Annotated in this window: 6 protein-coding genes; 4 read left to right on the top strand and 2 right to left on the bottom strand. The window is 75.5% G+C overall.

The genetic code is table 11. From position 1 onward, the window contains the following. The first annotated feature begins 84 nt into the window (after positions 1-84). Positions 85-2,070 (top strand): glycosyltransferase, encoded by a 1,986-nt coding sequence (locus tag ABZ881_RS01540; RefSeq protein WP_358480892.1) that lies wholly within the window; start codon positions 85-87, stop codon positions 2,068-2,070. Beyond that, positions 2,067-5,000: an arabinosyltransferase domain-containing protein gene (locus ABZ881_RS01535; RefSeq protein ID WP_358480890.1), complete on the top strand. Its 2,934-nt coding sequence runs from the start codon at positions 2,067-2,069 to the stop codon at positions 4,998-5,000. The genes ABZ881_RS01540 and ABZ881_RS01535 overlap by 4 nt, the downstream gene beginning before the upstream one ends. A gap of 223 nt (positions 5,001-5,223) precedes the next feature. Here the strand turns inward: ABZ881_RS01535 and ABZ881_RS01530 are convergent, their stop codons facing one another. Both ABZ881_RS01530 and ABZ881_RS01525 read right to left on the bottom strand, forming a co-directional pair. After that, positions 5,224-7,122: a glycosyltransferase gene (locus ABZ881_RS01530; RefSeq protein WP_358480888.1), complete on the bottom strand. Its 1,899-nt coding sequence runs from the start codon at positions 7,120-7,122 to the stop codon at positions 5,224-5,226. Positions 7,123-7,175: 53 nt separating this feature from the next. Continuing rightward, positions 7,176-10,409: an arabinosyltransferase domain-containing protein gene (locus ABZ881_RS01525; protein ID WP_358480886.1), complete on the bottom strand. Its 3,234-nt coding sequence runs from the start codon at positions 10,407-10,409 to the stop codon at positions 7,176-7,178. Between the two features lie 182 nt (positions 10,410-10,591). Between ABZ881_RS01525 and ABZ881_RS01520 the strand changes: the two genes are divergently transcribed. Further along, the gene (locus ABZ881_RS01520) at positions 10,592-12,547 is read left to right on the top strand and encodes an acyltransferase (RefSeq protein WP_358480884.1); all 1,956 of its coding nucleotides are present in this window, start codon (positions 10,592-10,594) and stop codon (positions 12,545-12,547) included. A gap of 114 nt (positions 12,548-12,661) precedes the next feature. Continuing rightward, positions 12,662-13,339: a hypothetical protein gene (locus ABZ881_RS01515; protein ID WP_358480883.1), complete on the top strand. Its 678-nt coding sequence runs from the start codon at positions 12,662-12,664 to the stop codon at positions 13,337-13,339. Positions 13,340-13,362: the final 23 nt, after the last annotated feature.

Below are 13,362 nucleotides of genomic sequence, written 5' to 3'. Positions count from 1 at the left end.
GGGTACGGGAACGACCGGAACCAGCCGACCCCCGAGGCAGTTTCTGCGATGACCACCGCCCCCACGGATCGACGAGGCCACCAGGTGTCCGAGACCGCGCAGTCCCCGACGACCGGCGAGACGCTGCTGCAGCGGGTGATCATGCCCCGCCCGGCGGATCCGTTCGCGGTGCGCGCGCTGTACCTCGACGAGCGCCCCGGCACCACGCTGGCCCCGGTCGAGCCGCTGCGGGGCGAGCAGGACCGCCGGCTGTCGCTGACCGTCTCCACCGCGGGCGGGCGCCGCACCCGGGTGCACGACCGCACCGCCGCGACCGTCCCGCCGGGGACCGAGGTGTCCTTCGGCGCCTACTTCAACGCCTTCGCCGCCGGCTACTGGCGGGCCTGGTCCACGCTGACCGCGATCGAGCTACGGCTGGACTTGGAGGGCACCGGCCGGGTCGACGTGTACCGCACCAAGGCCGACGGCTCGCAGATCTTCGTCGCCGGCGAGCTCGTGCAGGGCCGCCGGCAGGTGACCCTGGAGCTGGACCTGCGGCCGTTCGAGGACGGCGGCTGGTACTGGTTCGACCTGTCCACCGACGAAGCCGCCGAGCAGGGCCTGCACCTGCACGGCGGTGGCTGGCACGCGCAGCACGACGCGCCCGGCCGGGCCGCCGTCGTCGTCGGTATGCCGACCTTCAACCGGCCGGCCGACTGCGTCGCCACGCTCACCGCGCTCGGCTCGGATCCGCAGGTGCTCGACACCGTGACCGCGGTGATCCTGCCCGACCAGGGCACCCGCAAGGTCCGCGACGAGGCCGGCTACGAGCAGGCCGCCGCGCTGCTCGGGGACCGGCTGCGGATCATCGACCAGCCCAACCTCGGCGGGTCCGGCGGCTACGCCCGGATCATGTACGAGGTGCTGCACGGCACCGGGCCGCACGCCGGCGGCATCGACTGCGAGCAGATCCTCTACATGGACGACGACATCCTGCTGGAGCCCGACTCGGTGCTCCGCGCGGTCGCGTTCTCCCGGTTCGCCCGCTCCCCGATGCTGGTCGGCGGGCAGATGCTGTCGCTGCAGGCGCGCTCCCAGCTGTCCACGATGGGCGAGGTCGTCGACCGCAACCAGTTCATGTGGCGGCCGGCGCCGGAGACCGAGTCGCACCACGACCTGGCCGCCCGCACGCTGCGCCAGTCGCCGTGGCTGCACCGCCGGGTCGACGTCGACTACAACGCCTGGTGGATGTGCCTGATCCCGCGCCGGGTCGCCGAGGACCTCGGGCTGCCGCTGCCGCTGTTCATCAAGTGGGACGACGCCGAGTACGGCCTGCGCGCCCGGGCCGCCGGCTACCGCACGGCGACCGTGCCCGGCATCGCGATCTGGCACATGTCGTTCATCGAGAAGGACGACTCGTCGGACTGGCAGGCGTACTTCCACTACCGCAACCGGCTGGTCGCCGCCGCGCTGCGCGGCCCGGACGACCCGCGTGCGCTCCTGAAGGAGACCTTCAAGCGCACCCTGCGGCACCTGATGCTGATGGAGTACTCGGCGGTGGCGCTGCAGATCAAGGCGTTCACCGACTTCCTGGCCGGGCCGGAGGCACTGTTCCCGAAGCTGCCGGTGGTGCTCGACGAGATCCGCGAGCTGCGGTCCCGCTACGACGACGGCCGCCCGCTGAACTCCGCCACCGACGTCCCGCTCGCCGATCTCGACGCGCTGGGCGCCCAGCTGTTCCCGGAGCCGCCGGTCGGGCGGGCGAAGGCGGCGCTCGGCCTGGCCCGCGGCGTGCTGCGCAACCTGCGCACCCCGGACCCGGCGCTGCGCGAGCGCCCGCAGCGCAACGTCCCGTGGGCGAACGCCCAGTGGTTCGTGCTGGCCGGGCTGGACTCGGCGACGGTGTCCACACCGGACGGCCGCGGGGTGACGTTCCGGCGGCGTGATCCGCTGCTGTTCAAGCAGATGGTCACCGAGTCGCTGCGGCTGCACCGCGCGGTCGCGGCCGACTGGGGGACGCTGCGCGGCCGCTACCGGGCCGCGGAGCCGACGCTGACCGGCCGGGACGGCTGGAAGCACATCTTCGAGTGAGCCGGGCCGACCGCTCGCGGCGCGGCCTGGTCCTGCTCCTGCTCGGTGCGCTGACCTGCCTGCTGGGGCTCGCCGCGGCGCTCGCCCCGGTCGATGCGGACGACCCGGTGGTCAGCTGGCCCCGGGCGGGACAGGAGCCGTCGTCGACGGTGCTCGCGCTGTCGCCGTACCGGCCGCTGGAGCTCACCACCACGATCCCGTGCGCCCCGACCGCCGACGGGGACGTCCTGCGGACGATGCCCGCCGCCGTCGACGACCCGGTCACCGCGCCCGGGCTGTCGGCGACCGTGACCGGCGGGACCCTGACGATCCGCTCCGGCACCGAGGTGCTGCACAGCGGCCCGGCCGGCGGGGACTGCACGTACACGGTGACCGCGGACGCCGGCGGCACCGTGCTCACCCGGGACGGGGCGACCCTCGCCGAGCACCCGGACCTCGCGCCACCGCAGGTCGCGGAACTGTCCACGACGCTGACCGGCCCGGACACCGCCGGCCTCGGCGTGCAGCTGCACACCGACGCCCGCTACGAGTCGTCGCCGACTCCGCTCAAGGTCGGCCTGCTGGTCGCGCACCTGCTGGCGCTGGCCGCGACCCTGGCCGTCGCCGTCCGCAGATGGACCGGGACCCGGCCGATCCTCGCGGTGCGCCCGCGGCCCGGGATCGGCGACGCCGTGGTCGTCGTCGTGACGCTGGCCTGGGCGGTGCTCGGCCCGGTCAACATCGACGACTCCTGGTACGCGCTGATGGCCCGCCAGGGCGCCGACACCGGGGCCATCGGCAACGCGATCTACCAGTTCAACGTCACCGAGGCACCGTTCACCACCGGCCAGTACCTGATGCAAATCTGGGGGAGCCTCGCCGGCTGGGGTCTGCTGCCGTTGCGGGCGGTGCCGGTGCTGCTCGGCCTCGGCACCTGGGTGCTGCTGCGGCTGACCATGGTGGTGCTCGCCGACCGGGTCGGCGCCCGGCCCGCGGTGGTCGCCGCGCTCGCCGTCGCGCACCTGGCCTGGTTCCTGCCCTACGGGATCACGCTGCGGCCCGAGCCGGTCGGTACGGTCGCCGCGGCCGGGGTGCTGCTGCTGGTCGCCGCCGCGCTGCGCACCGGCGCCGTCGGCCTGCTCGCCCCGGCGACGGCGGTTGCCGTGCTCGGGGTGACCGCCGCGCCCGCCGCGCTGGTCGCCGCCGTCCCGCTGCTGCTCGCGCTGCCGCTCGTGTGGTGGCACCTGGTGTACACGGGATGGGTCACCCGGCTGGCGACCGTCGCCGTCGCGTTCGCCGCGGCGAGCGTCGCCGTACCGCTCGGACTGGCCGACGCCACCCTCGCCGACGTGCGGGAGTCGGTCGCGGTGCACCGCTGGTACTACTTCCAGTACCCGTGGTGGCGGGAGATCGTGCACTACGCCAACCTGCTCGGCCCGGACGACCAGGGCGCCTGGGGCCGGCGGCTGCCGGTGCTGCTGACCGTCGCCGTCGTCGTGCTCGGGGTGGTCCGGCTGGTGACCCGCCGCGGCGCCGGCGGCCCGCTCGGCCGCGCGTTCGGGTTCGCACTCGCCGCGACCGCGCTCGGCCTGGTCGCGGTCGGGCTCAGCCCGACCAAGTGGGTGAACCACTTCGGTGCCGTCGCTGCCCCGGCCACCCTGCTGCTGGCGATCGCGCTGGTCCGCGGCCCGCTGCCCCGGCGCGCCCCGGGCCGGCTGGTCGCGATCGGCACCGCCGCGCTCGGTCTCGTCGCGGCCGTCATCTACGCGGGCCCGAACCTGTGGCGGCCGTTCGGGGACTGGGGGCAGCCGTTCGGCGACCACTCGGTCGTCGACGCGCCGGTGCACCAGGACGTGCTGGCGCCGCACCTCGGCCCGCTGTACCTGCGCAGCCCGCTGCTGTGGCTGCTGGTCGCGGTCGCCGCGCTCTGGTGGGCGCACCGGCGCCGGCGGGCCGGGCGGCCGTCCGGGGCAGGACCGGACGCAGCCGTGCTGCGCACCGCCGCGACCGGCGGGGTGGTGCTGATGCTGCTCGTCTTCACCGTCGCGCCGGTGCAGCAGGCACCGGGGGCGTCGGTGGCGTCGATGAACCTGGCGTCGCTGACCGGTGAGCCCTGCGGGCTGGCCGACGCGGTCACCGTGCTGGTCCCCGACGACGGGCCACCCCCGCCGGACGGACCGGCAGAGCTCACCGGAGCCATGGTCGACGGCCCGCCACCGGACCGGCCGGCGCTGCCCGGGCCGGTGTGGCACGCGGCCGACGCCGGCACGCTGCGCACCGGCTGGTTCGATGTCCCGCGGGGCGCCACGGCGCTGCTCGTCCCGGTCACCGGTGAGCTCACCGCCGGCGCATCGGTGACGGTGGAGTCCGCCGACGGCGCGACCGCCCCGGTCCGGCCGGACCTGCCCGGCTCGTCCGAGTCCGGCTGGCACGACCTGCAGGTCGAGCTGTCCGGGGACGCCGCCCCGGTGCGGCTGGTCGTCGGCAACCCGCCGGGCACGCTGATCGGCGTCGGCGCCCCGGTGCCCGCCCGGGAGCGTCCGGCGTCCGAGGTGGTCCGCGGCGACCCGGTGTTCGCCGACCAGGTCTCGGCGCTGCTGTGGCCGTGCGAGGATCAGATCGTCGTCCGGCACGGGATCGCGCAGGCCCCGCAGTGGCGGCTGCGGGTCGGTGACGGCCTGGAGGGCGCCACCGAGGACAACGCGTTCTTCGCACCCAACGGCGGCGTGCTCACCGGGATCGGGCGGACCGCGACGTTCGACGAGCTGCCGTCCCGGCTGGACCCGCCGCCCGGGCGGGCCGCGTTCGGCTGGGGGCACGTCGAGCGGGTGGTGTACGACCACCCGACCGACGGCTACGACCTGACCGTGCGGAGCGAGCGGCGGTGGGGCTGGGAGCGCCTGCCGAGCCTGGCGAACAAGGAGTACACCGGGCGGGACTTCCTGGGCTGACGCCGCCATGATCGTCGTCGTGGTGCGTCCGGCCACGCGGATCGCGGTCGTGCGCGCCACGACGACGATCATGGTCGGGCCGGGCGTCGCGGGTTGTGTCGGTGGCCGGCGCTACGGACACCCCGCCCCACCTCCGGCTGCTCGGGGTTGCCCCCGAGGGCTACCTGCCGATGTCCGGCCCCCGCTGGGAGCTCGCCACCGGATGAGGAGCGGTACCGGCCGGTCAGCCCTCGCCGTACAGCCGGGCCCAGGTCTCCCGCGAGGTGAGCCGCGGCTCGGCGGCCTTCCAGGCGCGGGCCGCGTCCGGACCCTCGGCGTAGAGCCGCCGCACCGTGCGCACGCCCCGGCCGGCCAGCTCGCGGAGCCGCTCGCGGTCCCGGGTCCGGATCCGGACGCCGGTCTCGGCCATGTCGGTCACGATCGCCCGCTCGAACAGCGCCACGTGCCACCAGTGCGCCTCGCCGGCCGGCACCATCCCGCTGCGGAACGGCACCCGCCCGGACGCCTGCAGCACGGCCCGCTTGAGCCAGGTCCGGATCATCTTCGACGGCCTGCCCCCGGCCAGGTGCACCACGGACTCCCGCGGGTCCAGCCCGGCGTCGGCGATCGGCACGGCCGTCGTCTCCGGGTAGGCGGCGCGGATCCGGCGGATCGTCGCGGCGGCGCCCGCGGAGCCGTCGTCGAGGATCTGCGGGCCCTCCAGGAAGTCGTCCACCGCGGTCAGCAGGGTCGCGGCCAGCCCGTACTGCATCGCGACCAGGTACTGGGCGAGCAGCTCGACGACGGTGGCGGTGACCGTGCGCCGGTCGAAGCCGGTGCGCAGGGCAGCGGTGATCAGGCCGTTGCGCTGGTTGAAGTAGCGGTGCCACTCGTCCCAGTCCTTCCAGCCGAAGTCGGCGTGCCACACGCCGGCGCCGGGCAGGGAGACCGTGGGGAAGCCGTGCTCGCGGGCGCGGTAGCCGAACTCGACGTCGTCCCACTGGAAGAACAGCGGCAGCGGGTAGCCGATCGCGCGCACCACCGGCGCCGGGATCAGGCAGGACCACCAGCCGCTGTACTCGGTGTCGACCCGGCGCTCCTGCACGACCGGCAGCAGCCGCTCGTCGCGGCCGAGCAGGAAGCCCTCCTCCAGCGCGCCCGGGACCGGCCTGCCGACGCGCAGCTTCTCCGGCTCGGCGTACTCGGCGGTGATGTGCACGTGCGCCGGGTGCAGCAGGTTCAGCATCTGCCCGCCGACGATCGTCGGGGTGGCGGTGCAGGCGGCGAAACCGGTCAGCCGCACGACGATCTCCGGGTCGAGCAGCACGTCGTCGTCCATCAGGAGGACGTCGTGGTCGTCGGCCGGGTCCCCGGCGGTGGCCTCGTAGAGGCCGCGGCTGAACCCGCCCGCGCCACCCAGGTTCGGCTGCCGCTGGTGCACGAGCTGCTCGCCGAACGCCTGCGCGATCCCGGCGAACCGGTCCCGCGAGTCCAGCGGGTCACTGCCCTGGTCGACCACCCGGACCCGGGCGACGCGGGCCAGCGCGACCGGGTCGTCGAGCAGCGCCTGCAGGGTGTTGAGGCAGTCCTCGACCCGGTTGTACGTGCAGATCGTGATCGACGTCGGCCGCGGCGGGCGGGGGACCTGCACGGTCCACTCCACATCGGACACGGCCAGCTCGCCGGTGTCGGTGCCGAACTCCAGCCAGAGCCCGCCGCCGTCGATGAACCGGTCGATCGCGCCGGTCAGCTCGACCGGGCCGGTGCCCTCGACGTCGGCGTAGGCGACGGCGCGGCCGACCTTGTTGGTGTCCGAGGCCATCAGCCACACCCGGCCGCGGCCGGTCGCGTGCAGCGAGACCAGAACCTCCGGCACCGACGTCCAGCGGTGCCAGTAGGTGGCGTGCAGCCTGCCCCAGTAGGTGTTGGTGGTGACGAGGGTGGCCGGGGCGAGCTCGATCCGGTCGCGTTCGCGGCGGGCCGCGCCGCGCAGCACCTCGGCGTAGAGGTCCTCGGGGACCAGCGGGGTCGGGCCGGTGAACGGGCCCCGTTGCACCACGAGCCTGCCGGGCTGCGGATCACCGCCCGCTGGTGCGGCGGGAGCGGGGTCTCCGTCGCGGGTGGGGCGCGCGGTGTCCAGCATGTCTCGGGGGTGCCTCTCGGTCAGGTGGGCCGGGTGAAGAGTCTGCCGTCCGCTCAACCGGGCAGCGGCGGCGGGTCGCCCGGCGCGGCGCCGATCTCGCCGACCTGCTGCCATCCCCACATGGTGCGCTCCCCGCGCTCCACCGGCGCGGGGACGGACGCCGGGGCGTAGGGCTCGTAGATCCGGAACTGGCCCCAGTCGAAGTCCCACTCGCCCGGCAGGTACGTCGGCAGCACCCGCTCGGCCCCGACCAGCGACGTCCAGCCGCGCGGACCGCCGCCGGAGGCGGCACCCCACTCGTCGCCCACCGAGCGCTGCTGGGTGTCGGCGAGCAGCCGGTAGGCGGGCACGTCGGCGACGCCGCCGTTCACCTCGAACCGGCGCAGGCAGGGGTGCACGAACGCGGTCGGCCAGTCCAGGTAACCGGGACGGCCGGCGACGACGTCGGTCAGCGGCGTCAGCTGCGGGACGCGGGGCTGGGCGACGGCCAGCCAGGCGCTCGGCCCGAGCCCCTGGTCGGACGCGACGACCCGGACCCGGTCGGCGCCGGCGGCGGCGGTGCCGGACAGGTCGAGCCGGATGTCGCGCCAGGCGGACCCGCCGGCCGCGGTGCCGGCGTTGTCGGCGACCGACGTGACGGTGCCCGCGTTGCCGGGCGGCGTGATCGTCTCCACCGGGCGGTCTCCCGCGGCGAATTCGAGGGTCAGCGAGTTCGGGCCCCCGACGGTCCCGGCGACGCCGAGCACCAGCGGGGCGTCCCCCCGCCGGGCCGCGGCCGGCAGCGTGTACCAGCCGGACCGGTACTCGCCGGTGTGCTCCGGATCCGGCGACCAGCTGCCGGTGACCGGCCCGCCCTGCGGCCCGGTGCCGGTGATCCCGGCCCGGGCCTGGCCGGTGCCGTCGTTGTCGCGCAGCGAGCCCGGCCCGGTGGGCGGCAGCCCGTCGCGGACGAAGCCCTGCTCCAGCGGCGGCTCGTCGAGCGGTCCGGGCGGGGCCGGCGGCAGCACGCCGGCGGCCGGATCGGTCTCGACGAGCAGGCGTCCGGCGAGGCCGCACTGCGAGCCCGTCGGGTCGGTGATGATGTCGGCGCCGAGCGAGTACGAGCCGGCCTGCTTCTCCATGCCCTTCGCCAGCGACGCGACCTGGAACAGCACCATGAACGCGCAGATCAGCGCGACCGGCGCGGAGCCGAGCCGCACGGCGCGGGCCTGCCCGCCGCGCCGCCGCAGCCGCCGCCCGCCGGCCTGCGGGGGCGGCACCGGCCGCGGCACGCCGGGCGTGCGCAGGTGCTCGATCATGCCGACGACCAGCGAGATGCCGGCCAGGCCGAGCAGCAGGCCGGTCGCCGAGAACCCGCCGACCGACGGCGGCTTGTCGAACCACGGCACGCCCCAGTTGGAGACATACCACCAGGTGTTCGGGCCGGTGAAGGCGAGCGCGGTGACCGCCAGCACGGCGGCGAGGAACAGCGACTGGTTGCGCCGGGAGCGCAGCACCCCGGTGCTGGTGGCGAGCGCGGCCAGCGCGGCGACGCCCGCGGCGAGCGCGGCGAACGCGCCGAAGTGGTGGGTCCACTTCGTCGGGGTGAGCGCGAGCACCGCGAACGACAGCACGGTGCTGCCGAGCAGCCGCCGGGAGAAGCCGAGCGCGGCCCCCGGGATCCGGCCGCGGCGCAGCAGCACGGCGCCGGCGACCGCGGTGCACAGCCACAGCAGCAGCACCGGGAACCGGCGCTGCAGCGCGCCGTCCCGGGACTCGGCGAACAGCAGGTCGTACCGGGAGAGCTCCTGGTACCAGGACAGGTTCGGCCCGAGCTCGGTGCGGACCCGGGTGGCCTCGGAGATCGTCGCCCAGGTCTGGTCGCCGAACACGGCCAGCAGCACGATCAGCCCGGCGGCCAGCAGCGGCGCCAGCGTCGGCACCCAGCCTGCGGTCGCGGCGCGCTCGGTGAACAGCCGCAGCAGCGGCCGGGCGCCGGCCAGGAACGGCGCCAGCGCGATCAGCCCGGTGGGGGTCGCCGCGACCGCGAACGCCGCCGCGATCAGCGCCCCGGCGACCGGGAGCAGCCGGCGGGTCGCCAGCGCCCGCTCCAGCATCACGAACGACACCAGCGCCGCGATCACCACGACGCTCTCCGGGCGCAGCCCGTTGTCGAACGGCAGCCAGAAGCACAGGAACACCCCGGCCGCGGCCCAGCCGGCGGACCGGCTGCGGCGGACCCGGGTGCCGAGCCGGGGGAGCAGCGCCCGGCTGATCAGGAACCAGGACGCGATGCCCATCGCGAGTGCGGGCAGGCGCAGCCACAGCACCGCCTCGGAGATCCCGCTCCACAGCGAGTACAGCTGGTAGAACCAGCCGAACGGCGCCTCGGGCGAGTTGAACCAGCGGTAGTAGTTGCCGATGTAGCCGGCCGCGTCGTTGCCTCGGGAGATCGCGAGGATGTACCCGTCGTCGGAGGTCATCGAGCCGATCACGGCCCACACCGCGAGCACGCCGACGACGACGGCGTCCCGGACCGAGTCCCGCCCGCGCAGCGCCCCGGCGAGCCGGCGGCCGTGCACGATCCGGCGGCCGTCCCGGTCGTCGATCCGGTGCAGGAACCACAGGCAGCCGGCCAGCGCGAGCGCGGCGAGCACCCCGGCCACCGTCTTCAGGCCGGTGGCGGAGGTGTCGTAGCGGTTGTCGGTGTCGAACGTCACCGACGTCCCGGCCATCGGGTCCAGCGCACCGTCCAGATCGGAGTACACGCCGACGACCTGCGGGCGGACGTCGCCGCCCGCATCGATCACGGTGCTGCCGCCGAGCGTCGCGGTGGTCGCGGCTCCGGTCGAGTCCAGCTCGAACGCGCAGCCGGGGCCCGGCGGGGGGAGCGGTTCGGTGGCGGCCCGCTGGCCGCGGTTGTCGACGGTGAGGACGTCGTCGGCGACGCTGATCTGCAGGCCGACGGCCGCCCCGTGCGGCGCCTGCGGCGGGACCGTGGCGAGGACCGTCGCCGGGCCGGGGGTGCGGTCGTCGAGGCTGCGGATCGCGTCACAGGTGATGGCGACCTGCAGCATCTCCGGCCGGTAGGCCACCAGGGGTGCGTCGATCGCCGCGGTGCCGGTCTCCGCGGTCGGCCAGGTGACGGTCGCGGTGCTCTGCACGACCGGCAGGAACGGGATGAGCAGCGCGAACGCCGCGGAGAGCAGCCCGAGTGCCGCGGCGAGGACGCGGTCGGTGCCACGCGATCCGCGATCACCGGGCCGGGGCCCGACCCGCTGATCGGGTTCGCTCTCGACGCTCACCACGCGGCCGAGGCTAGACGGGCGCCGAAGATCGACTGTGACACCCCCGTGATGACCGCTTGCGGATGTCGCCCCGCCGGGGCCTCACGGCGGCCCATGGTGACGCTGTGTCACCGGATGCGACATTCGGGCCCTCTTCAGGTGTCACCGGTGACGGTGGTGGCGATCTTTCGTTGGCCCCTCACGTGAGCATCCGCACTTCGCAGCGCCGGCCGGTGGACATCCCGGCCCAGGGCGTCCCCGGCCCCGGTGACACCCGCGCCGACCGGGTCGAACCGGCCGTCACCGGGGGGCGTGCCGAGGTGCGGGCACTCACCGGGCTGCGGATCGTCGCGGCGCTGTGGGTGGTGGCGTTCCACTTCCACTTCACCCCGCTGGCCGGGGTGGGGATGGTGAACGACTGGCTCGGTCCGCTGGTCACGCAGGGTGCGCTCGGGGTCGATCTGTTCTTCGTCCTGAGCGGTTTCGTGATCGCCTGGACCTACCTCGAGCAGCTCGGTCCGCGACTGCGAATGGCCGACGCGGGCGGTTTCGTGTGGACGCGGGCGGCCCGGATGTGGCCGGCCTACGCGGTCGTGCTGCACCTGTTCGGGATCTGGCTGGTGGCCCGCGCGCTGCTCGGCGGCACCGACGAGATCGCCTACCAGGCCGTCCAGCCGGAGCTGAGCGTCGGCGCCTGGCTGGAGCAGGTGTTCCTGGTCCAGATGTGGACCCAGCCCTACCTGGACGGCGCGTCCTGGGTCGGGCCGACCTGGTCGATCAGCGCGGAGTGGCTGGCCTACCTGCTGTTCCCGCTGCTCGCGGTGGTCTTCTTCCGGCTGCGGAACCTGCCGTTCGCGGTGCTCGCGGCCGGCTCCCTGCTGTGCGTCGCCCCGCTCGCGGCGGCGTTCGTGGTCGTCGGGTCGCCCTACTACCCGTACAGCTGGCTGGTCCGGATCCTCGGCGGGTTCTCCGCCGGTGTCCTGGCGATGCTGGCCGTGCGCAGGCTGCGTGAGCGGCCGGCCGGGACGACCGGGGCAGCCGCGGCAGCCGCGGCAGCCGCGTCGTCGGTGGCGACGTTCACCTTCGCCGCGATCCCGTTCGTCCTGCTCGCCGGTGGTGTCGCCGGGCACGGGCTGCACGGGCTGACGGTGCTGCTGTTCCCGGTGCTGGTCGGTGCGCTCGCGCTCGCCGACCGCGGGCCGGTGCACCGGTTGCTGTCCCGCGGCCCCGTCGTGCACGGGGGCCGCATCTCGTACGCGCTCTACCTCGTCCACATCCCGATGTTCGAGGTCTACTGGTTCCTGAGCGACTCAGGTGTCGTCCCCACCGGCGGGGCCACCGACCACCTGATCGCACTCACCGTCTTCGTGGGGACACTGCCCGTGGCACACCTGCTCTACACGCTCGTCGAACGCCCCGCCCGCCGGTGGATGCGTGCGCTGCCCGGTCGCCGGGGAGCCGCCGCCCCGCAGCCCGGCCCGGGTGGCCCCGCGCCGGTGGACGGCGGTCCCGCCCCGGTGGACGGGACCGGTGCCGTTCTGCGGGTGGACAGCGACGCGGCCCGTCGCGACCCGGAGACGACGGTGTTCCCGGTCGTGACCGGCCCGGCCCGGCGCCGGGTCACCACCGACGACGCGCGGATCGACCCCGAGACCGCCCTGATCCCGGTGGTCCCCCCCGAGCAGCAGGCCGACCGGGCTCCGTCCCCCTCCGGCGGCGTCGTCCCGGCGGGAACGGCCCGCTGGGTGCTGGACCGGCTCGCGGCCGCCCGCGCGGTGGGCGGCGACGGGCTGGGCGGCGGCGTCGCAGCCGATCTGGTCGCGCTCACCCGCCCCCGGGACGACGTCCGCGGCCCGGAGCTGTTCAGCCCGGTCGTCGACGGGCCGGGGCCGCCGGCGGGCACCGACCGGGTGCAGCGGCTGCGGTCGCTGCAGCGCGCGGCCCGCGAGCTGTCCGAGGAGCTGCGCGGTGGCGTGGTGCCGGCGCCGCGCGCGATCAGGTCCGCCTCGGCGCTGCCCGGGACCCGCAGCGGGGCGGAGAACTGCGGCCGCAGGTCGCACCGCCGTGACGTGGCGCACGGCAGCGCCGCCACCCCGATCGTGGCCGCCTCGGGGGAGGCCGCCCGCCGCCGCCGCAAGCGGCCCTCGCACGGGATCTGATCCGGCGCCCGTCCGGCGCGTCCCGGTGGGCGGGTGCCGGACGGGTGGCCGGGGCCGGGGCCGCGCGGGGGAGAATGAGCCCGCCCGCCCGATCCCGCCGACCCCTGTGGACCGATGACTCCGACCAGCTCCTCCCGCGCCGACCTGCCGGATCCCGCACCCGCACCGCCGGACGCCGCGGCCGTGCACTGGTACCTGCGCCTGGTCCGCCGTCACCTCGGTCGCGGGCCGTATCTCGACGTCGCCGGGGCCGGCGGGCTGCTGCTCGCCGGTCTCGCCCGGCTCGGCCCGGCGTCCGGCCTGGCCGGGTCCGACGCGGAGGCGGACGCGATGCGGTCCGGCGCCCCCGGCTGCCCGGTGCACCGCCGGCTCGACGACCTGCCCGGCGCGGTCGCCGCGCTGACCGCCGTCGAGGTGCTGGACCGGCTCCCGGACGACGCGCTGGCCGGTGACACCGGGCCCGGCGGCTGGTTCCGGGTGCTGGAACCGGGCGGGCACGCGCTCGTCGTCGCCGCCGACGCCGAGGGCCGCGGCCGCGAGCTGGCCGGTGCGCGCTGGGTCCCGCCGCGCCACCCGCGGGGGCACGTCCGGATCCGGGAGATCCTCACCGACGCCGGGTTCGACGTCGTCCGCGAGGGTTCGGACGGGCTGACCCGCCCGCCCTACGGCGGCGTCCCGGCGCTGCTCGACCCGCGCCTGACCGCGACCAGGGCGCAGCGCTCGTCGGGCCGGTTGAGCATGGCCGTCGGCAGCGGCGAGCGGGCGGTGTTCGTGCTTCGCAAGTCCGGCTGACGGCGAAGGGGGCAAGATAGTTG

The sequence above is a fragment of the Pseudonocardia sp. NPDC046786 genome (assembly GCF_040645415.1).
Taxonomy (GTDB): domain Bacteria; phylum Actinomycetota; class Actinomycetes; order Mycobacteriales; family Pseudonocardiaceae; genus Pseudonocardia; species Pseudonocardia kongjuensis.
The sequence above is the reverse complement of the archived record's forward strand: the minus strand, read 5'-3'. Positions and strand labels throughout refer to the sequence as shown.

What these genes read in the sequence shown, in the direction of transcription:
- ABZ881_RS01515 (WP_358480883.1), top strand. Translation starts at nt 12,662, where the DNA reads ATGACTCCGACCAGCTCCTCCCGCGCCGACCTGCCGGATCCCGCACCC.
- ABZ881_RS01530 (WP_358480888.1), bottom strand. Translation starts at nt 7,122, where the DNA reads ATGCTGGACACCGCGCGCCCCACCCGCGACGGAGACCCCGCTCCCGCC.